An 18,575-nucleotide genomic window follows, 5' to 3' on the forward strand; every position below is an offset into this window, starting at 1 on the left:
ATTATTCCTCGTCGCTAAACAGTGCCGAAATAAACTCATCAGCGGCAAACGGGCGCAAATCCTCAATACCCTCGCCGATACCAATGTAGCGGATTGGAATATTGAACTGATCGGCAATGGCGAAGATCACCCCGCCCTTCGCGGTACCGTCAAGCTTGGTCAGGGTAATACCGGTTACCGGTGCGACTTCACTGAACAGCTTGGCCTGACTGATAGCATTCTGACCGGTACCGGCATCCAGCGTCAGCATGATTTCATGCGGCGCATGCGGATCGACCTTCTTCATTACCCGGACAATTTTGCGCAGCTCTTCCATCAGGTTGCCTTTGTTCTGCAGACGGCCTGCCGTATCGGCAATCACCACATCCACATTCTTGGCCTTGGCTGACTCGATGGCATCATAAATTACCGAAGCACTGTCGGCACCGGTGTGCTGTGCCACTACCGGCACATTATTGCGCTCACCCCAAACCTGTAGCTGCTCCACCGCCGCGGCACGGAAAGTATCGCCGGCAGCCAGCATCACGGATTTGCCCTCGTTCTGGAACTGCTTGGCCAGCTTACCGATGGTAGTCGTCTTGCCCACCCCGTTCACGCCAACCATCAGGATCACGTAAGGCTTCTTGGCCTCGTCAATGACCAGCGGTTGCTCGACCTTGACCAGCATCTCGCTGAGCTCTTCGCGCAACAAGCCGAACAATGCCTCGCCGTCTTTCAAGTCTTTGCGCTCGGCCTTGTCTGTCAGGTTCTCGATGATCTTGAGCGTGGTGTCCATACCGACATCGGCCACCAGCAACTGTTCCTCGAGCTCTTCGAACAGATCCTCATCAATTTTCTTGCCGCTGAACAGGCCGAAGAACCCCGCACCGAAATTGGTCTTGGTCTTTTTCAAGCCACGCATCAAACGGGCAAAGAAACCCTCGCTTTTCGGCTTTTCCTGTACCAGCTGTGCTTCCGCCTCAATGGCGGCTTTCGCTTGCGCTTCTGCCTCTGCCGCAGCTTCAGCAGCCGCTTTGGCCTCTGCCTCTGCCGCAGCTTCAGCGGCAGCTTTGGCTTCTGCCTCTGCCGCAGCTTCGGCGGCCGCTTTGGCCTCTGCCTCTGCCGCAGCTTCGGCGGCCGCTTTGGCTTCTGCCTCTGCCGCAGCTTCGGCGGCAGCTTTGGCTTCTGCCTCTGCGGCCTTGTCTTGCTCCTCACCAGTGACGGCTGAGGATTTTTGTTCTACTTGCTCGGCAGGCTCTTCCGAACCAAAGCCCAGCCACGAAAATAATCCGCGTTTCTTTTTTTCTGCCATTGGCAAATCCTAGAGCTTGATTGGTACAATTTGCAGCTTGATCATCCTACCCTGCCAGGTTTACAAACATAATTGGCAGGGGTTTGGTTATACTATCATTTTCTCAACGGTCGAAGAAATCTATGTCAAGACGCAGACAACAATCAGGGCAAAAAATGCCATCTACCCGCCGCGAAGGCTTTGTCCGGATCATCAGTGGCCGTTGGCGGGGTCGCAAACTGCCCGTTCACGACGTTGAAGGGCTGCGCCCAACCACCGACCGTGTCAAGGAAACCGTCTTCAACTGGCTGGCCCAAGACATTATTGATGCCAACTGCCTTGATCTGTTCACCGGTAGCGGCAGCCTCAGTTTCGAAGCCCTGTCTCGCGGTGCCCGCCACGTCACCATGCTCGAACTCGACCGCACGGCGGCCCAGCAACTGGAGAAAAATCGCCAGACCATTGGTGCCGACAACGCCACCATTCATAACTCAGACAGCCTGATGTTCCTGAAACAGCAGCCAGCGACACCATTCGATGTGGTATTTATCGACCCGCCATTTCGCAAAGAGCTGCTTCAGCAAGTGATCAGCCTGCTGGAGCAAAACCAGTGGCTAGCCCCCCATGCCGTCATTTATATTGAAGCAGAAAAAGAGCTGGGCACACCGGATACCCCCGCAGACTGGCATCTGCACCGGGAGAAAACCGCGGGGCAGGTATGCTACCGGCTGTACACAAGGGAGGACGCATGAATATTCTGATCAAATTAGCCAAAGCCGCCATCGGGTTCGTGTGGTTGGTATTGCTGCTTAACATTTTCTACCCCTTCCCCGGGGTTGCCGCAATAGCGCTCTACATTATGACCGGCTTCTTGTTTATGATGCACGGCCTACAAATGCTGATCTTCCTAGGGGCCTTCGGCGACAAGATCACAATGAGCCGCTGGGAAAAATGGTCTATTCTGATCTTCGGCATCTTTGCCCTGCTCGATATTCGACGCAAACACATGATGTAATTGGGTTTTACAACCACAAAAAAAGCGAGGATATACCTCGCTTTTTTTATCTTCCGATTTCGTGCCTAGAACTGGAAAAACTTCCGAATACCGTCAAGGAACATCTGGGTCGATATCATGATCAGCAGCAAGCCCATCAAACGCTCTACGGCTTTCAAGCCCTTCTCGCCCAATAGCCGGTTAAACACTTCATAGAACATCAAAATGATGAACGAGGCACCCCAGGCCAACAAAACGGCAATCACCCAGTCTCCGGTGCGCCCCGGCTCCTGATTGGCCAACAATAACAAGGAAGCCAACACTGACGGGCCAGCAATCATAGGTATTGCCATCGGCACAATAAACGGCTCTTCACCGGCAGCCAATCCCGACACCCCGCCCGGTTGCGGGAAAATCATCCTGATAGCGATCAGGAATAGGATAATCCCCCCCGAAATACTGACAGTTTCTGTCGACACGTGCAGAAAATTCAGCATTTTCTGGCCGCAGAACAGGAACAACAACAGAATCACCAATGCAATCAGCAATTCACGGATCATAATGAAGCGGCGACGCTTCGGATCGATATGTCGCAAAATAGACAAAATGACCGGCAAATTGCCGAGCGGATCCATGATCAGAAAAAGCATGACCGCCGCAGAAATAATTTCCACAGAGCAGACCTCAGAAAGTGTATATAAAGAAAGATATATCGAGAATTAGGATGATCGACCAGACTGTCGACCAGAGACGAGAGAGTATAACAAACGAACAATCAGGTGGCGATAATTTTGCCACCTGATAAGCAAAATAATTCAATGCCAATAGGCTAGTGTTTACCCGTTGCCAATCAGTGATTACACATCCGATCGCGGTTAGTAACAACATGCTCACCGTCGATGACAACTTTCTGTTTTGACAGTAGGAAATCCATCAATGCATCAAACGTCAAATCTTGCTGGCTGCAGGTATGAAAGCGCACCTCATCACCATACTCAGCCAGCACCGCCTTGCGCAGGCTATCCAAAGTATAAGGCGTGCTCGCCTCAAGTAACTTATTCAATACATTATGGGCATGGACTTGGCTCATGGTCGACCTCAGATACGTTAGTTAACTGCCGCCATATTACCGTGCTCTTCACCGCCCGCCTTGACGCAAAACAAATAATATATTTTTAATACACCTTTTAGCCAAGATACCCCGAAACACCCCACCCCACCTCACGGGGATTCCCGCCCGCAGTGCCAGCATATCTCAAATGATCCTTCGTTCCGTTCACTGCATTCAGGGCAAAACCATGGCGGATGAGCAACCTGCTCGTAATCAGCCAATAGCTGTCTTGCCAGCCCAAATTGAGACGAGGCGACCCAAATCGTCACTTCCACCACGTCAGCAGACAACTCCCCGACCGCGGCCAGCAGCCCCTCTCCACGCAGGCATACCTCGATATTCTCGGCCTCCAGCATCCCTTTCAGGCTATGCGCCTCCAAGGCGTTCGCCGCCTTGTAGACTTCGAGCCAACTCTCAGTCATATCGCCTCCCTCCCGGCAATCGCCCCTAGCGAACCACACCGGTAGCCAATGTCGCCACAAACAGTCCTTGTGCCAAGAAATAACTTCCCATGATCCAGGCTGTCGCCGAGCGAAACGCCCCCCGGAAACGATTGAAGGCTAGGCACAGATCCGAAAACATAAACACCAGAGCACCGACAAATGCCAGCAAAGCCGGCATATCCGAAGCTGTAAGCCAATACTCACCAGCCGCCCAGGACATCTGGCAAATCACCGCTATATAGACCGCAACCGGAAGTACCAACCGCCCCAGCCCGGGTAGCAACAGTAGCAGCGCTATCACCCCAGCGGCTGCCAACAAGGCGGGCAACCACCACACCATGCCGCCACCAAACTGAGACCAAAACGCAGCCGAGTAGGCAATATGAGCCAAGAGAAAGCTTGTCAGCCCCGCGATGAAACGCTCATTGGGCAGCATCAGGAAAACATCCCCAACCAGCGACAAGGCCAGGCCGACCATGATGGTCCAATGGTACGCATCGCCTGAGCCAGACTGCCAAGCCAGCACCAATAGCAAAACAAGGGTAAAGGGCTTAAAAAAGTAAAACTGCCAACGAGGACCACTATAAGCCGCCGAGATATGCAACAACGCAGAAAGAGCAATAGCTAACCAGACCCACATCACATCACCGCCACTATTATTAACATAGCTGAAATTAGTTATTTTTGAGGCCAACCCAGTTTAGGGGGATACCCATAATTGTCTAGCAAGCCAAGCCAATAACCCATCCGCGGTCATGTTAATCCTTGCCACCCCACACATAAGCACAAAAGCAATCGTTTGGCATCAAATTCCACCACCAACTCCCTCCCCTGAATCACTCACGAAGATAAATACCCCCATAAACATTGATGAACACAATCCAGAAATCGATAAAAACACAATACAAAACAATTAATTAGTTAAGATATACATGAAAAACAAGCCTAATATCGCCACTGAATAGCCACGACCCTCTAGCAGCCTCAAAAATATCAACTCATGCCCTGTATTGAGGGCGGGGTGACACAAAGGAAGCCATCGGCCATCAATTTGGTGATAAAAACAATATTTAACTTAGCAAAACCAACCTTACAGACAGGAAACCACCAAAATACAAACTTCTAGAAAAGCTCAATAAAAACACACCAAAATCACATTTAAAAGCCAATAAAAACATCAAGTTAAACCATTGAGAGTTATATTTGAACAGCGTGGGTGTTTTTCACCCCATGAGAAAACAACATTCAAAACATCAAAAACAACCATTTATGGCTCAATAAAATTCATTTATTACCAAGATTTGACAATGTTGCTTGAATAACCACCAAAAACAATGCTATTCTAAATCCATACCTTAACAAGCAGCTACCAAGGAGCCTTACTATGTTCACCTCTTCTCAAAAACAAGGCCTAATGATGATCGCCGTAATTGTCGGTCTCATGACGCTGCCTGTTATCTACTAAGCCTAAGGGCTATAAAAAATTTCCATAAAAAAAGGTGCCCTCAGGCACCTTTTTTTGTTTGTTGATATCACTACGGCATCAGGTTGATACGGTGCCAGTGGATCGAATAGAACCAGATGGCAAGGGCCGTGGCACCCAGCACCAGCAGAACAGCAATGGTCCAGACAAACCGACCGCTCCGAGGGGTCAGCTCTTTTTCGCACGCTTTGCAGGCTGCAATGAACCCTTTTTTGTCATCGAGCCGATAGCCGTCTTCATGTACCGTTTTGTTTCGCACCGAAGCAATAAACCGCAATTTGGGGATGATCTCATGAGGCAAGCGCTCCTCGCTGCTCGTGATCAGCTGGTGCAGTCCCTTGCCCTCGGCATGGTAATGCTCTCGCAGCAAGCGCTCAATCCGTCGCGAGCGGGTCACCACTAATTCAATATTCGCCATACAGCTTCATTCCTCTACCGACATCCTTTCTAACTTACCGTGACTAGGCCAAGAAGCAAAGTACACCGACCCCGTTTTCCGTCAAGCCGCTAAAATACAATGCCACAAGGGCATATTGCGCATCGCCACTCAACCGAGATCACGAAATATAGCCATCCCCATACGCAGGCAAGCGAGATTGTGAATAATAAGAACCCACTATCATTACATTCGCCTTTCTCCCGTCACAGCCAAGGAAGACCCAACATGCCAATCTGGATCCCAGCATTGATGCTGCTGTTACTCGCTGTCGCCATTGCCAGCTTCGCCCGCATCTACCGCCAGCATATGCTCGGCGAAAGCGCCAAAGAGCGCAAAATTGACGTCACTGTGCTCGACAAGCAAAGCGTGCCAGTGATCGGGGCACAGCCCGGCCAGGACGATCAGGAATACTGGATTTACGTCCAACCTACCCGCGGCGGCCCCAAGCGCGAATTCATGGTCGGTATCCACTACTATCATGCCCTCAATCCCGGGGACAGCGGTACCCTGACCTATCAGGGATTGAAGTTCCTCCACTTCGCGCTCCAGCGCTGAACCCACCGCTGGGCTCAAGGGACCAACCAGGCCGTTTTCGAACTTTTGCCCAGAAGCCAGCTGGCCCACAGGGCCAGCCCGGTGGCCACTACCGTCCATAGGGGGATCATGAACAACGGCGGCAGGAAATACCAATCAAAGGCCCGTACCGGCCAGAGAAACAGGGGATGGAGCAGATAGATCCCCAAGCTATAGCGGCTCATAAAGGCCAACCTCCCCAGCCACTCCTCATTCATCCTGTCGGCCAGATAACGGCCTAGGGCAAAGATCATCGCGGCTATCAGGGCGGTATTGAGGGTCTTGTAGGACAACCAGCGCCCGACGGTATACTCGCCGGCAGCGAAACTGTTACTGAGCACCATGTAATCGGTCAGCAACAGACAGCCGCCGCCCAACAGCAGCAACCATCCCCATGACGGCCACTGCCATTGAAATACCACGTACCCCAACAAAAGATAACCGCTATAGAGCACCAGTTCATGACTCCACGGCCCGTCGATCCGAAACAGGAACAAGGCGGTCAGCCCCAGCCACAGCCCCGTCAGGGCTATCACCGCCTTGCGGTCGTAATGCTGGACGAAATAGCGCAGGAAAGGCACGACAAAATAGAGCGGGATAAAGTAATAGAAGAACCCTAAGTGGTAATACGTTTCATGGATAGGCAAGGCCAGCAGGGTATCCAAGGCCAGCGTTTGGTCATACCCGCCAGCGCTCAAGCCGCTCAGGCCGGCATAAAAGCAGGACCACACCAAAAACGGCACCAGCACCTTGCCCAGCCGGCGCCGGACATAATAGCCCAACTCGAATGGCCGCCGATCGCTGAGCATCAATGCTCCGGAAATCATGATAAATACCGGCACTGCCCAGCGGCTGAAGCTGTTGAAAGAGATCGCGACAATCCAACTGCCATCGCTGATCTGGCCAAGCTGCTCCCGGTACGGCCCCAGCACATGGATCACCACCACGGCCACCGCCGCCATACAGCGCAGCACATCAAAAAATTGGATTTTCTCTCTCACCTGTCCTCCCTGCCGCCAAACCGGCGCTGTGAATAGCACTGCGCAATAATACAAAAGCGGGCCTCCCGGTGGGATGGCCCGCTTTGACTATAGCAGCCTGCCGTTATTTAGACACTCGACAACAGGATGCAACTTGCCTTTCTTATTCAGTACATTGCCTGCAAACCGGCGATTACCTGGCTTAAGGCTGCTGACGCGTTGCTGCCAGCACGATCTCACGGATACACAGGTGCTGTGGCTGCTGGTAAGCATAGCTAATCGCATTGGCGATATCCTGCGGCGCAATCACCCCGCCCATACCCTCTTTCCACTCCTCGTAGCCGGCCTTGATCGCCTCGCTGGTCGTGTGGCTCAGCAGTTCGGTATCCACGGCACCTGGAGCGATAGTAATAAAGCGAACGTTGTCGTCGGCGACTTCCTCGCGGATGTTTTCTGTGATCGCATGAACGGCAAACTTGGTGCCGCAGTATGCCGCGTGGTTAGGGAACGTCTTGCGACCGGCAATCGAGCTGATATTGATAACCGTACCGTGCTGGCGGGCCTTCATCTTGGCCAGAACCGCATGAATACCGTTTAGCAGTCCCATCACGTTAACGTCAAACATCGTCTTCCATTCGGCAGGATCCTGCTCGTGGGCCAGCCCCAGCAACATCACCCCGGCATTGTTGACCAAGCAGTCTACCGGACCGTACAACGCCTCGGCCTCGTCAATCGCAGCCTTGACCGCTTCGCCATCTGTCACGTCAACCTGGCGACAAAGGGTATCAGGCAGGCCAAGCGCGGTCAGACGATCAACACGACGGGCCAGCAACAACAACGGATGGCCCTGCGCAGACAGGTTACGGGCAGTAGCCTCACCAATGCCCGAACTTGCACCAGTGATCACAACAAGAGACTTTGACATAACATTCACCTATGTATTGGAAAAAGAGATCACGTTGAAACCCTTTCCCGTGATTCTAGACAAAATCAGCGGCCGACTGATGATGGCTGTCACTATAACGAGCCAGCCCTGCTATGAAAAATACCGTTTACCTCTGCTTATCATAAGTTTTAGCTATGGATAAACACTCACTACCCGTCCCCCACAGTGTCAAAAAGCAAGGTCATCTGCCCGGCTTTTCCTTTCCTTTCTCTACATGGCGGGCCATCATAGCGCCTCGTTTCCACTCCCTCGGATACCTGATTATGGATCTGCGCCTCCTGCGTTTCTTCGTCGCTGTCTACGAAGAGAAGAACATCACCCTTGCGGCCGAACGCTGCTTTGTCTCACAACCATCCATTTCAAGCGCCATCAAAAAATTGGAAATCGAATTGGGTACCCCATTGTTCGAGCGCCACAAAAAAGGCGTCACCCTTACCGACGAGGCCCATTACCTCTACCCGCTTGCCATCCGCCTACTGGCAGACATCAACCGCCTGCCGTCGCTATTTCAGGCCCGCACCGAATGCCTGCCGCTCCGGCTCGGCAACTTCCCTGACCTAAGCCAAACCGCACTGGCCAACGTACTGCGCACGCTCAAAACGGCAATACCCAACCTGCTTTTGGAGTTGGTGGATCACGACGGCGAGTATGATGCGCGGCTGACGCTGGATATGTTCAAGGGAGACGACGAGATATTCATGCCGCTATGGGATGAGGATTATGTACTGTGCATGCTGCCAGGGCACCCGCTGGCGACACTGGAGCGGGTCAGGCCGGAACAGCTCCACCAGCATGACTTTATCGAATGCCCGCCGTGCGAGGCACACCAGCAGACCATCGGCCTACTCGCCTGTGACGGGCTGGCCGTTAATCTTGTCGCCAAGGCCGAGCACAAAACTCAGGTTATGCATCTGGTTCAGGCCGGGCTCGGTATTTCGTTCCTGCCGACGGGTGTCCTAGAAGGCTCAAAGGCGTTGGTGACCGTACCGCTCGAGGGGCCAAGAATGTTCCGCCGGATCGGCTTGTGCTACCCCGCCAACAAAACCCTCAACCCAGCCCTGACCGCTGCGGTTAAGGCTCTTAGCCAAGCGTGCTAGCGCTAAGCGCTTGGCGTCGCGGCCAGATACTGCGAGGACCATGCAAGTGCGCTGTTATAGCTGTGCCGAACAAGCTCTTCGCTCAACGCATGCTGGCTGCAAATTTGGCTCACAGCCTGCCAGTCGGCTTGCTCATAGGCGACCGCCAGGGCAAGCATATCGCCCAGCCGCCCGGATCGCTGCAGCAACGCGTTGGTGATCTCCGGCTCGAGCGGCAACAGTGACATCAGTTTGTCGAGCGGCTGATCAAGCAGCGCGTCGAGCAACGACAGCAAACCGACCATAAACGCGGCCTTGTCGTCCACCCCGGCAATCGCCGGTGCAATAAGCTCACACATCCGCCCGCGCTGAAGCGACAAGGCATACAGCTCTCGCGGCTTGGCCATCGATGCCTGGGCTGTGGCAACGGCGCTGACAAACATCTTGAGCCTATCCTCACCCAAATACACCAGCGCCTGACGAAAGCCGCTGATCGGCACCATCGTCTGACTGGCGGTATTGACATAACGCAGCAGCAAATAGGAAAGCGAGACATCGCCGGTGATCAATTGCTCGACACGATCAAAGTTGACCTCGTCGCGGCACACCTCCTGCAGCAGACGCAAGGTCGTCAGCCGTTCCGGCTTGAGCGGACGATGTTTGATAAGTTCGGGGCGACTGAAATAGTACCCCTGAAAGAAATGGAAACCGGCTTCGAGGGTACGGGCATACTCGGCATGGTTCTCGACCTTCTCGGCAAGGAACATCAGCCGGCGATGGCGGTTCTCTGCCACATAGGCACATGCCGCTTCGACCCCTATTTTGATCAGATCAAGCTTGATAATATGGACGAAAGGCAAAAAGCGCTGCCAGCTAGGATCGAGGTCGAAATCATCCAAGGCAATCAAATACCCGCGTTGATTCAGCATCCGTACCGCCTGTAGCAGTTCGTCATCCGGCCGGCAGGTTTCAAGCACCTCGATAACGATCTGCTGCTTGGGCAGGATGACCGGCAACAGTTCGATCAGTGTCTGATGGGGAAAATTGATGAAACAACGCTTGCCAGACATCGCAGGGGTGTTACCTCCGGCAAGGAAGTTATCCACCAGCAGGCGGCAGGTGGCCTTGTTTTCATCCATATCCAACGGGAAAGCATTGCTCTCGCCGTCACGGAACAGCAGTTCATACCCAACGGTTTTCTGCTGACGGTTGAAAATCGGCTGGCGGGCGACATATGAATACATAGCAGGTGATCACGACTCTGATAAGTGGCACAGGCAGGCCATCAGCCTGCCATTCCCTGATTAGGCCTTTGCAGTTGCCAGCAGGGCACCGCAACCGATGAACATAGAACCGAAGACTCGGTTGAGTGATGACATGACCCGATCGGAGCGAATATACCCTGCCAAGCGGGAAGCCAACGTGACATAGGTCAACATGACCAATGCATCCACTGCCACGGTGGTCACGCCCAACACCAACAACTGGCTGAGCTGGGGCTGTGACGGGTCGATAAATTGAGGAAATAGGGCGACGAGGAACACGACCGTTTTAGGGTTGGTCAGGTTAACCAACACAGCTTGACGGCAAAGCTGCCAACCAGAAACACCGAGATCTCGATTGCCGACGGCCAGCGAGGCACGATCACGCCATTTCTGGATACCGAGCCAAATCAGGTAGGCGGCACCGACCCATTTTATCAAGGTGAAAGCCGCCGCAGACTGGGCCACCAAAGCACCGAGCCCGACGCCAACCAGCACGATATGCACCGTCAGGCCGATTTGCAGACCGAGAATCGAAGCCAGCGACTTGCGCCAGCCATACACCATCCCGTTGCTGATAGAATTTACCGTCCCGGATCCGGGCGCAAAGCTAAAGACGATGGCCGTTGCCAGATAGGCAAGCCACATTTCGACACTCACCGCAAACTCCTGTGATACAGCTCCCTGCCCGGCAGGGACAGAAAAACACAAAAAAACACTACACGGTAGCAGGTGTAAGCCTTGCAGCGCAACCGGTTTCAGCCGCCAATATTACTAAGATCAACCCCCGGCATGCCGCACAGGCTCAATAACACCCTGCACCGGAAAAACACGGGGTCTGCATCTTGCGCTAACTTGAGTATATACTTGCCGGACACGCGATAGAACGAGATAAACAATGACAGCCCAGCCCCAGCTACCGACCACATTCACCCAAGAGCATACCTTTGCCCAGACCATGGCCGGTCCCGCCGCCGAGCTATGGCAGCACCGCAAAGAGGGAATGTTCTGCGGGGCTGACCAGCGCCAAATCGGCTGGGTCGCCCTGACCGGATACAACCCCGACAAGGCAATTATTGTGGTCAACGGCCGGATCGAAAGCTACTGGAAATACCAGGAGCTGTTCTACGACCTCGTCTGCCAGGGCTATGACGTCTATGCCCTCGACCACCGGGGCCAGGGGGTATCCGACCGGCTGGCAGATGACAGCGAGCTCGGCCATATCGAGGAGTTCGACGACTACGTCGCCGATCTCAACACCTTCATTGACAGTATCGTTGCCCCCAAGGGCTACCGCCAGCATTTCATGCTGGCCCATTCCATGGGCGGAACCATCGCCAGCCTGTATCTGGCCCGCCACCCCGGCAAGATTGACAGCGCGGTACTCTCGGCCCCGATGCACGGGATCCACCTGCGCCAATGGATGCGCCCTATCGCCTCGCCGCTGGCCCGCGTCGTCGAGCAGCTCCAGCGCCAACCCAGCTATGCGCCGGGTCAGGTTCCCTATTACCCCAAGCCGTTTGCGGGCAATCCGCTTAGCCAAAGCAAGATCCGCTACCAGTGGTTCCGCGACCTCTACGAGCACAAACCGGAACTGAAAATTGGCGGGCCAAGCTCGCGCTGGGTATGGCAGGGACTGGCTGCGGCCAAGCGCAGCATCCGCGAGGCCGGCCAGATCCAGACCCCATTGCTGTTGCTACAGGCCAGCGAGGACACCATCATCGACAATGGCGCCCATGCGCAGTTTTGTCAGGCGATGGCGGCAACGGGGGGAACCTGCGATCTCACCGTCATCGAGGGGGCCCGCCATGAGCTGCTGTTCGAGGCCGATCAGTACCGCCGGCCTGCGCTTGAAGCAGCCTTGGCACACTTCGGTAAAGCGGAAATCACCCCAGTATAAAATAGCCTCTTTTATCTTGGGTGAACTGGTTTAGAATTGCTCCAGTATCGCCCAAGACGGTGACGTTTTGGGCCTCTGTCGCTACACGAGAGGTTTCATGTACCAGCTTATCGCGTCCGATCTGGACGGCACACTACTGACTCCTGACCACAAGATTGCCCCTTACACCAAGGCAACATTGCAGGCCCTTCACACCCAAGGCAAGCACTTCGTCTTTGCCACCGGCCGCCACCATATCGACGTTGCCGACATGCGCCAGCAGCTGGGGATCCCTGCCGACATGATCACCTCCAACGGTGCCCGCGTCCACGACAGCAACGATAATCCCATCTTCAAGCAGGACGTCCAGCCCGATGTCGTCGCGGCCCTGATCGCCATGGCCAAGCAGGATCCCGAACTGAAAATCCACATCTACCGCAACGACGACTGGCTCCTCAATGTCGAGGACGAAAACCTCAAGGATTTCCACGAAACCTTCACCTACCAGCTGTTCGATGTCGACAACCCGCCGCTGGACGGGATTGCCAAGGTATTCTTTACCCGCGACGACCAGGACCACGACAAATTGGTTGAGTGGGAAGACAGGTTCAACGCCGAACTGGGCGAGCGCGCCAACGTGGCATTCTCCACCCCGTGGTGCCTGGAAGTGATGGACGCCGGCGTTTCCAAGGGCTTTGCCCTCGAGGCCGTGGCAAAAGCCAAGGGCTATGATCTGAGCGACTGCATCGCCTTCGGCGACGGCATGAATGATGTCGAAATGTTATCGATGGCCGCCAAGGGGCTGGTGATGGGCACCGCCCATGACAAGGTCAAGCGCGCCCTTCCGGACAACGAGGTGATCGGTGACTGTGCCGACGAGGCCGTCGCCCGCTATCTCAGCGAGCATCTGGTTAAATAACCGAAACCAACGCCCCTTCCCCCTGGGGCGTTTTTCTTGTTACACAACCGGCGGGAATTGACCGGTCATCATCAGAATCGCCTCCCATTGCGCCTCCGTCACCGGCATAATGCTCAGGCGGCTCCCGCGCTGCACCAACGGCATATCATCCAATGCCGGATTGGCCTTCATCCTCTTGAGGGACACCAGCCGCAAGTGACGCCGGTAGGCAATATCCACCATCACCCAGCGGGGGTTGGCCGGATCGGACTTGGGGTCGAAATACGCGCTTTGCGGATCGAACTGAAAATGATCCGGGTAAGCCTCGCGCACCACCTCGGCAATCCCCACCACCCCGACATCCTTGCACGACGAATGGTATATAAAGACCTCGTCCCCTTCCCGGATCTGATCACGCATCATGTTGCGAGCCTGATAGTTGCGCACTCCTTCCCAACATGAAACCTGCTGTTTCTTCAGGGTATCTATTGAAAAGGTGTCCGGCTCTGTCTTAAATAACCAATATGCCATCGCATTCTCTTTCTGTTGGGACTGACTAGACAGTGCCAGCCTACCACAACGGGAGAACCGGATGATACGCCAGTCCCGCCACCAGCTCCTCGTGCCTGCAGCCCTCTTGCTGGCAGGCTGCAACTTTGCCCCACATACCCCGGCAGTCCGTCCGGCGGCGACCAACAACGCCGCCCCCACCGAGACCCCGGCCGCAACCGGGCCAGTCACCACCAGCCCACAACCATTCCTGCTCAGGGGGGAGGTCATCCTCGGCCACGAAACCCGCAGCTTCCAGCCATGCGGCAGTCCCCGCCAATACTGGATCGTACTGCCAAGCGGCGATGCCCCTGCCGCCGATGCCCTCGCAGCACCGGGCTACCACCCCCTCTACGGCGAGTTCGTCGGCACTCTCGAACCCGCCCCGGATGACGGGTTCGCGGCTAACTACGATGCCCTGCTAAGGGTTGATCATATCAACCGCCTCACAACCGACATCAAAGGCCAATGCCAGCAGACCCCGCAGCCGACACGGGCCTTCGGAACCGAGCCGGGCTGGTCGCTGTCCATTCACAACCAGCAGGCCAGCCTCCGGCGACCGAATGCCGCCGCCCTGACAAGCCCTGTCGCTTCCCGCGATATCGAGCCGGATCGCCATACCTACCTCGGATCGCCCTTCACCCTGACCCTGCTACGCGCCCAGTGCAACGACACGATGAGCGATAGCCTGTTCGGCTGGCAATCGACCCTCGTCTGGCAGCAGCAAACCTATACCGGCTGCGCCACCCTGGCCAATACTGATCCGGCCGCCCCCTGGCTCGGCCACTACCAGAGCAGCGACACGCCGGACGGCCACCAGCTGACGCTAAATCCCGATCACACCGCCGTCATCACCCCCGACTCCGGGGCGCCACAGGCCAGCGGGTTCTGGCATCAGGCAGGGCAGGATCTGCTCAGCATCACCTTCGAGCCCGGCCAGGCCGCAGCCAGCGAACGGATCTACCGACGGGATGGCAACAGCCTGATTGTCTGGCAGGAAACCATTGATGGCTCGTCCTATTTCCTTGGTGATAGCGGCCCCCGGCTGATCCGGCTGCCACGATAGTTTTTGCCTCGATGACGCCGGGTATGCCACACTCTGCGTCATCCCTATTCAGGCCCTAGCACCGATTGACCATGCATCATAGCCAACCCTGCCCGCGCTGCGGGTTCCAACACAACTGTATCTGCGAGAGCGAACCGCAGCTGGACTGCCCGCTGCCGATTGTCCTGCTGACCCATCCCCGAGAAATGGGCAAGGACACCAATACCGGCGAGCTGATGCTGCGCACCCTGCCCAACTGCGAACGCCAAATCTGGGACCGAACCAACCCGCCGTCCGAGCTGCTAGCGATGCTGGCCGATCCCCGCTACCAGCCGTGGCTGCTGTTCCCCGCCGACGAGCACACGGCCTCCTGCGCCTATGTACCGGATGCGGAGAAAATCCCGCTGGTGATCATCCTCGATGCGACCTGGCAGGAAGCCCGCAAGATGGTCCGCCGCAGCCCGTGGCTGGCCGCGCTCCCGCGACTGGCGATCAGCGCCGACTCCCCGTCGAGCTACCAGCTGCGCCGCAACCAGACCCCCGGCAACCTCTGTACCTGCGAGGCCGGTGCCGCAGTCCTGCAAGAACTGGGGTATGACACGGATGGGGATGCCCTGCTGAAGTACTTCGACGCGTTCATCACGGTGTTCCATGCCGACAAGAGCGGCCACAGGAAATCATAAGATCCTCACAGCAAAGCGGGCCATCATCGTCTACAATTTAGCCGACTGACTAGTCGGTTTACGATGGAGCCTACTTATGACCGCCGCCGAAAAACTTGATATCCCAACCACAGCCTGCACCCAGATGGCTGACCGCCTTGCCAGCCAGCAGGCGGCCTATCTCGCCGAGCCGATGCCCTCGCTTGACGATCGCAAGGCCCGCCTCGGCGCCCTCAAGCAAGCCCTCAAGGCGCACAGCAACGCGCTGTGCGAGGCCCTGGATCAGGATTTCGGCCAGCGCCACCGCCAAGATACCCTGCTCACCGATATCGTGCCGTGCATCGCCGCGATCAACTACACCCGGCGCAAGCTCAAGGGATGGATGAAGCCCTCCCGCCGCCATGCCGGGCTACTGCTGACCCCGGCCTCGGTCAAGGTCCATTACCAGCCACTGGGCGTGGTCGGGATCGTGGTCCCCTGGAACTTCCCGGTCATGCTCAGCATCGGCCCGCTAATCACCGCCCTTGCGGCGGGCAACCGGGCGATGATCAAACTCAGCGAGTTCACCCCGGCGACCAACCGGGTTCTGCGCCAGTTGCTGGCCGATGCCTTCAGCGAAGATACTGTCGCCGTCTTCGAGGGTGAGGCCGATGAGGCCGCCTACTTCACCCGCCTGCCGTTCGACCACCTGCTGTTCACCGGCTCGACGACGGTCGGCAGGCACGTCATGCGCGCCGCGGCCGACAACCTGACCCCGGTGACCCTCGAGCTGGGCGGCAAGTCACCCGCCCTGATCGCCCCGGATATGCCGCTGGATCTAGCCGTCGAGCGAATTCTATTCGGCAAGTGCCTCAATGCCGGGCAGATCTGCGTTGCCCCCGACTATGTCCTTGTCCCACGCGGTCAGGAGCAGGCCTTCATTGCCCGCTTCAAGGCCCAGTACAACCGCCATTACCCCGGCGGGACCGCCAACCCCGACTTCGCCTCGGTGATCAACCCCCGCCAGTACCAGCGCCTGTGCCAATGGCTCGACGAGGCCGAGCAGTCTGGCGCAGCCGTCGAACCCTGCCATGCCAATGCCCGAGACGACAGCCGGCACCGCCTCGTCCCGCACCTGCTGACCGACGTACCCGCCGACCTCAGCGTGATGACCGAGGAGATTTTCGGCCCGATCCTGCCGGTGATCGGCTACGACGACCTGACGCAGGCCGTGGCCTACATCCGCGAGCGCCCCCGCCCGCTCGCGCTCTACCTGATGAGCCTCGATCCGGCGACCCAGGCAATGGTCCGCGACCAAACCCACGCCGGCGGCATGGCCATCAACGACACCGTGATGCACGTGGCAGCCGACGACGCGCCTTTTGGCGGGATCGGCCCCTCAGGAATGGGGCACTACCACGGCCATGAAGGATTCCTGACCTTCTCCAAGGCCAAGACGGTTCTGGCCCGTGGCAAGTTCAGCACCGCCGGGCTGGTCAAGCCGCCCTACGGCCGATGGTGGCAGAAACTGATGCTGGCTTTTTTCACCCGTTAGGAGCGCATCCATGACGACCAACAAACAACAGCTGCTGCTCGACAGCGCCCTGCATTTGTTCGTCGAGCAGGGGATCCGGGCCACCAGTACCGCCAGCATCGCCAAGTCTGCCGGGGTCGCGACCGGCACCCTGTTCCACCATTTCCCGACCAAGCAGGCGCTCATCGTCGCGGTCTACCTCCGGGCCAAATCGTCGCTGGCATCGGCCATGACGGCCCTCCCGCTCGAGGGCAATGCCAAGAGCCGCTTCCGGCAGCTGTGGCTACGGGCTATGGCATGGGCGCAGGCCCAGCCGGACCAGCTTCAGCTCATGCTCCAGCTCAGCCATGACCCGGGTTACTCCAACCGGCACCACAGCGAGCTGCTTGAGGCCACCATGCCCTTTCTCCCGGCCATGCTCCTCGAGGCCCAGCAACAAGGCGACATCGCCGACCTGCCGCTACCGCTGCTGCTCGCCTTTAGCCACCACCACTTCCTCGGCACCGCCCGCCTGCTGAACGAACTGCCCGCTCAGGCAGACCGGAACAGCTATATCGACGGTGGTTTCCGGTTGCTGTGGCAGGGTCTCCATCGCGGATAAAAAAACGGGAGCCACTAGGCTCCCGTTATTTATTCTTGGCACATAACCATCAATTAAGCCTGGTTACGGGCGTACTGCTCCAAATCATTCACGCTAACAGCCGTGATGAACTCACCGTCAAGGTAGAAGTTCACTTCATCACCGGCTTTCTCGCCACGCAGAACCGCAGTCTTACCATCCGTGTAGGCCACATTCATTTCCAGCGTCTGGTTGTCCAGCTGGCGGAATGTCGCCGTGTCGATATCGCTCTGGCGAACGCTTGCCAGCGGGGCTGTTGTCAGCTGGCGATCCAGCTGGCCGTTAACCTTGATAACCGCATTCATCGGAGTATCCGCCAATGCCGGCGCCTTGCCGGTAATTGGGTTGCGACCGGTCCAGAACTCGATGGTGTTGAAGATAAACAGGTCAGCTGTTGCCGCGATGCCGTATACAGGGCCAAGCAATACATACAGGCCGGCACGGGCGTAACGGTTGTCAACTGCGCTCAGGTTGACCTTGGTTACAAGCTGGGATGTCCCCATCTGGCCAATACAGCCAGTCAGAGACGTCGCAAGGATCGTCATCGCAACCGCTTTTAATGCGATTTTTTTCATCTGGTATAAACTCCGAAAATGGAACTGGTGGGATAAAGAACAAAGTGCGCGAATTATAGAGAATTTGCTCTAGCTGGCTAGCAAATTCGTACCGGTTTTGACTGTTTTTTACCTTTGAAAAAAAAGTGTGAAAAAGATGTGGGACAAGCGTTATTTGTCCTGCAAACGTTCCGCAGCAAAGTCACAGAACCCAAACGACAGGCATAAAAAAGGCGATGCCCTGCATCGCCTTGTAATTCAAAAGAATAATGTGTTGAT

Annotated in this window: 22 protein-coding genes; 10 read left to right on the forward strand and 12 right to left on the reverse strand. The window is 56.2% G+C overall.

The features are described 5' to 3' along the window. Position 1 precedes the first annotated feature (1 nt). Positions 2-1,291, reverse strand: a complete 1,290-nt coding sequence (ftsY, locus tag ACSF8X_RS01405; protein WP_500850539.1) for a signal recognition particle-docking protein FtsY — start codon at positions 1,289-1,291, stop codon at positions 2-4. Between the two features lie 122 nt (positions 1,292-1,413). Between ftsY and rsmD the strand changes: the two genes are divergently transcribed. Then, positions 1,414-2,022: a 16S rRNA (guanine(966)-N(2))-methyltransferase RsmD gene (gene rsmD, locus ACSF8X_RS01410; protein WP_047877727.1), complete on the forward strand. Its 609-nt coding sequence runs from the start codon at positions 1,414-1,416 to the stop codon at positions 2,020-2,022. Continuing rightward, entirely contained in the window at positions 2,019-2,285 is a 267-nt protein-coding gene (locus ACSF8X_RS01415) for a DUF1145 domain-containing protein (RefSeq protein ID WP_047877726.1), read from the forward strand. The genes rsmD and ACSF8X_RS01415 overlap by 4 nt, the downstream gene beginning before the upstream one ends. A 65-nt stretch (positions 2,286-2,350) precedes the next feature. On the opposite strand, the gene ACSF8X_RS01420 is transcribed toward ACSF8X_RS01415, so the two are convergent. The 5 genes from ACSF8X_RS01420 to ACSF8X_RS01440 all read right to left on the reverse strand — a co-directional run bounded on the left by ACSF8X_RS01420 (position 2,351) and on the right by ACSF8X_RS01440 (position 5,719). Beyond that, the gene (locus ACSF8X_RS01420) at positions 2,351-2,938 is read right to left on the reverse strand and encodes a YhgN family NAAT transporter (RefSeq protein WP_047877725.1); all 588 of its coding nucleotides are present in this window, start codon (positions 2,936-2,938) and stop codon (positions 2,351-2,353) included. Positions 2,939-3,114: 176 nt separating this feature from the next. Next, a complete protein-coding gene (locus tag ACSF8X_RS01425; protein WP_500850540.1) occupies positions 3,115-3,354 on the reverse strand; it encodes a YecH family metal-binding protein in 240 nt (79 codons plus the stop codon). Positions 3,355-3,485: 131 nt separating this feature from the next. Then, positions 3,486-3,797, reverse strand: coding sequence for a putative signal transducing protein (locus tag ACSF8X_RS01430; protein WP_047877723.1), 312 nt, complete (start codon positions 3,795-3,797; stop codon positions 3,486-3,488). Between the two features lie 25 nt (positions 3,798-3,822). After that, positions 3,823-4,458, reverse strand: coding sequence for a lysoplasmalogenase (locus tag ACSF8X_RS01435; RefSeq protein WP_500850541.1), 636 nt, complete (start codon positions 4,456-4,458; stop codon positions 3,823-3,825). Positions 4,459-5,353: 895 nt separating this feature from the next. Beyond that, positions 5,354-5,719, reverse strand: coding sequence for a hypothetical protein (locus ACSF8X_RS01440; protein WP_047877721.1), 366 nt, complete (start codon positions 5,717-5,719; stop codon positions 5,354-5,356). A 246-nt stretch (positions 5,720-5,965) separates the two neighbouring features. Between ACSF8X_RS01440 and ACSF8X_RS01445 the strand changes: the two genes are divergently transcribed. Further along, positions 5,966-6,295 (forward strand): DUF2500 domain-containing protein, encoded by a 330-nt coding sequence (locus ACSF8X_RS01445; RefSeq protein WP_047877720.1) that lies wholly within the window; start codon positions 5,966-5,968, stop codon positions 6,293-6,295. A gap of 14 nt (positions 6,296-6,309) precedes the next feature. Here the strand turns inward: ACSF8X_RS01445 and ACSF8X_RS01450 are convergent, their stop codons facing one another. Both ACSF8X_RS01450 and ACSF8X_RS01455 read right to left on the reverse strand, forming a co-directional pair. Further along, positions 6,310-7,314 (reverse strand): acyltransferase, encoded by a 1,005-nt coding sequence (locus tag ACSF8X_RS01450; protein ID WP_047877719.1) that lies wholly within the window; start codon positions 7,312-7,314, stop codon positions 6,310-6,312. 181 nt (positions 7,315-7,495) lie between these two features. Beyond that, on the reverse strand, positions 7,496-8,218 hold the full coding sequence (locus tag ACSF8X_RS01455) for an SDR family oxidoreductase (protein ID WP_500850542.1): 723 nt from the start codon (positions 8,216-8,218) through the stop codon (positions 7,496-7,498). A gap of 284 nt (positions 8,219-8,502) precedes the next feature. Here ACSF8X_RS01455 and ACSF8X_RS01460 point away from each other — a divergent pair, with 284 nt between their 5' ends. Then, positions 8,503-9,336, forward strand: coding sequence for a LysR family transcriptional regulator (locus ACSF8X_RS01460; RefSeq protein WP_500850543.1), 834 nt, complete (start codon positions 8,503-8,505; stop codon positions 9,334-9,336). Positions 9,337-9,338: 2 nt separating this feature from the next. On the opposite strand, the gene ACSF8X_RS01465 is transcribed toward ACSF8X_RS01460, so the two are convergent. Together ACSF8X_RS01465 and rhtB are read right to left on the reverse strand one after the other, a co-directional pair. Further along, entirely contained in the window at positions 9,339-10,559 is a 1,221-nt protein-coding gene (locus tag ACSF8X_RS01465; RefSeq protein WP_047877716.1) for an EAL and HDOD domain-containing protein, read from the reverse strand. Positions 10,560-10,619: 60 nt separating this feature from the next. Beyond that, positions 10,620-11,237 carry a homoserine/homoserine lactone efflux protein gene (rhtB, locus tag ACSF8X_RS01470; RefSeq protein ID WP_500850544.1) on the reverse strand — a complete coding sequence of 206 codons (618 nt, stop codon included), beginning with the start codon at positions 11,235-11,237 and terminating at the stop codon, positions 10,620-10,622. Between the two features lie 238 nt (positions 11,238-11,475). Here rhtB and ACSF8X_RS01475 point away from each other — a divergent pair, with 238 nt between their 5' ends. Further along, complete coding sequence (locus ACSF8X_RS01475; protein ID WP_047877714.1) at positions 11,476-12,477, forward strand: alpha/beta fold hydrolase; 1,002 nt, start codon at positions 11,476-11,478, stop codon at positions 12,475-12,477. A gap of 97 nt (positions 12,478-12,574) precedes the next feature. Next, positions 12,575-13,375, forward strand: coding sequence for a Cof-type HAD-IIB family hydrolase (locus ACSF8X_RS01480; protein WP_500850545.1), 801 nt, complete (start codon positions 12,575-12,577; stop codon positions 13,373-13,375). Positions 13,376-13,414: 39 nt separating this feature from the next. Here ACSF8X_RS01480 and ACSF8X_RS01485 read toward each other — a convergent pair whose 3' ends face one another. Next, complete coding sequence (locus ACSF8X_RS01485) at positions 13,415-13,885, reverse strand: EVE domain-containing protein (RefSeq protein WP_500850546.1); 471 nt, start codon at positions 13,883-13,885, stop codon at positions 13,415-13,417. A gap of 61 nt (positions 13,886-13,946) precedes the next feature. On the opposite strand from ACSF8X_RS01485, the gene ACSF8X_RS01490 reads away from it, so the two are divergent. From ACSF8X_RS01490 to ACSF8X_RS01505, 4 genes are all read left to right on the forward strand, one after another. After that, entirely contained in the window at positions 13,947-14,969 is a 1,023-nt protein-coding gene (locus ACSF8X_RS01490; RefSeq protein ID WP_500850547.1) for a COG3650 family protein, read from the forward strand. A gap of 71 nt (positions 14,970-15,040) precedes the next feature. Further along, positions 15,041-15,631 (forward strand): tRNA-uridine aminocarboxypropyltransferase, encoded by a 591-nt coding sequence (locus ACSF8X_RS01495; protein WP_500850548.1) that lies wholly within the window; start codon positions 15,041-15,043, stop codon positions 15,629-15,631. A gap of 76 nt (positions 15,632-15,707) precedes the next feature. After that, complete coding sequence (locus ACSF8X_RS01500) at positions 15,708-17,144, forward strand: coniferyl aldehyde dehydrogenase (RefSeq protein ID WP_500850549.1); 1,437 nt, start codon at positions 15,708-15,710, stop codon at positions 17,142-17,144. A gap of 10 nt (positions 17,145-17,154) precedes the next feature. Beyond that, positions 17,155-17,724, forward strand: coding sequence for a TetR/AcrR family transcriptional regulator (locus tag ACSF8X_RS01505; RefSeq protein WP_500850550.1), 570 nt, complete (start codon positions 17,155-17,157; stop codon positions 17,722-17,724). Positions 17,725-17,777: 53 nt separating this feature from the next. Here ACSF8X_RS01505 and ACSF8X_RS01510 read toward each other — a convergent pair whose 3' ends face one another. Further along, positions 17,778-18,317: a DUF3332 domain-containing protein gene (locus ACSF8X_RS01510; RefSeq protein ID WP_500850551.1), complete on the reverse strand. Its 540-nt coding sequence runs from the start codon at positions 18,315-18,317 to the stop codon at positions 17,778-17,780. Positions 18,318-18,575 lie beyond the last annotated feature (258 nt).

It is taken from the genome of Photobacterium panuliri, assembly GCF_059920555.1.

Excerpts from the sequence above, each read along its gene's own strand:
- ACSF8X_RS01460 (WP_500850543.1), top strand. The coding sequence starts at position 8,503 with ATGGATCTGCGCCTCCTGCGTTTCTTCGTCGCTGTCTACGAAGAGAAG.
- ACSF8X_RS01445 (WP_047877720.1), top strand. The coding sequence starts at position 5,966 with ATGCCAATCTGGATCCCAGCATTGATGCTGCTGTTACTCGCTGTCGCC.
- ACSF8X_RS01425 (WP_500850540.1), bottom strand. The coding sequence starts at position 3,354 with ATGAGCCAAGTCCATGCCCATAATGTATTGAATAAGTTACTTGAGGCG.
- ACSF8X_RS01495 (WP_500850548.1), top strand. The coding sequence starts at position 15,041 with ATGCATCATAGCCAACCCTGCCCGCGCTGCGGGTTCCAACACAACTGT.
- ACSF8X_RS01505 (WP_500850550.1), top strand. The coding sequence starts at position 17,155 with ATGACGACCAACAAACAACAGCTGCTGCTCGACAGCGCCCTGCATTTG.
- ACSF8X_RS01430 (WP_047877723.1), bottom strand. The coding sequence starts at position 3,797 with ATGACTGAGAGTTGGCTCGAAGTCTACAAGGCGGCGAACGCCTTGGAG.
- ACSF8X_RS01435 (WP_500850541.1), bottom strand. The coding sequence starts at position 4,458 with ATGTGGGTCTGGTTAGCTATTGCTCTTTCTGCGTTGTTGCATATCTCG.
- ACSF8X_RS01485 (WP_500850546.1), bottom strand. The coding sequence starts at position 13,885 with ATGGCATATTGGTTATTTAAGACAGAGCCGGACACCTTTTCAATAGAT.
- ACSF8X_RS01455 (WP_500850542.1), bottom strand. The coding sequence starts at position 8,218 with ATGTCAAAGTCTCTTGTTGTGATCACTGGTGCAAGTTCGGGCATTGGT.
- ACSF8X_RS01480 (WP_500850545.1), top strand. The coding sequence starts at position 12,575 with ATGTACCAGCTTATCGCGTCCGATCTGGACGGCACACTACTGACTCCT.
- ACSF8X_RS01510 (WP_500850551.1), bottom strand. The coding sequence starts at position 18,317 with ATGAAAAAAATCGCATTAAAAGCGGTTGCGATGACGATCCTTGCGACG.
- ACSF8X_RS01490 (WP_500850547.1), top strand. The coding sequence starts at position 13,947 with ATGATACGCCAGTCCCGCCACCAGCTCCTCGTGCCTGCAGCCCTCTTG.
- ACSF8X_RS01415 (WP_047877726.1), top strand. The coding sequence starts at position 2,019 with ATGAATATTCTGATCAAATTAGCCAAAGCCGCCATCGGGTTCGTGTGG.
- ACSF8X_RS01440 (WP_047877721.1), bottom strand. The coding sequence starts at position 5,719 with ATGGCGAATATTGAATTAGTGGTGACCCGCTCGCGACGGATTGAGCGC.
- rsmD (WP_047877727.1), top strand. The coding sequence starts at position 1,414 with ATGTCAAGACGCAGACAACAATCAGGGCAAAAAATGCCATCTACCCGC.
- ACSF8X_RS01500 (WP_500850549.1), top strand. The coding sequence starts at position 15,708 with ATGACCGCCGCCGAAAAACTTGATATCCCAACCACAGCCTGCACCCAG.
- ftsY (WP_500850539.1), bottom strand. The coding sequence starts at position 1,291 with ATGGCAGAAAAAAAGAAACGCGGATTATTTTCGTGGCTGGGCTTTGGT.
- ACSF8X_RS01475 (WP_047877714.1), top strand. The coding sequence starts at position 11,476 with ATGACAGCCCAGCCCCAGCTACCGACCACATTCACCCAAGAGCATACC.
- ACSF8X_RS01465 (WP_047877716.1), bottom strand. The coding sequence starts at position 10,559 with ATGTATTCATATGTCGCCCGCCAGCCGATTTTCAACCGTCAGCAGAAA.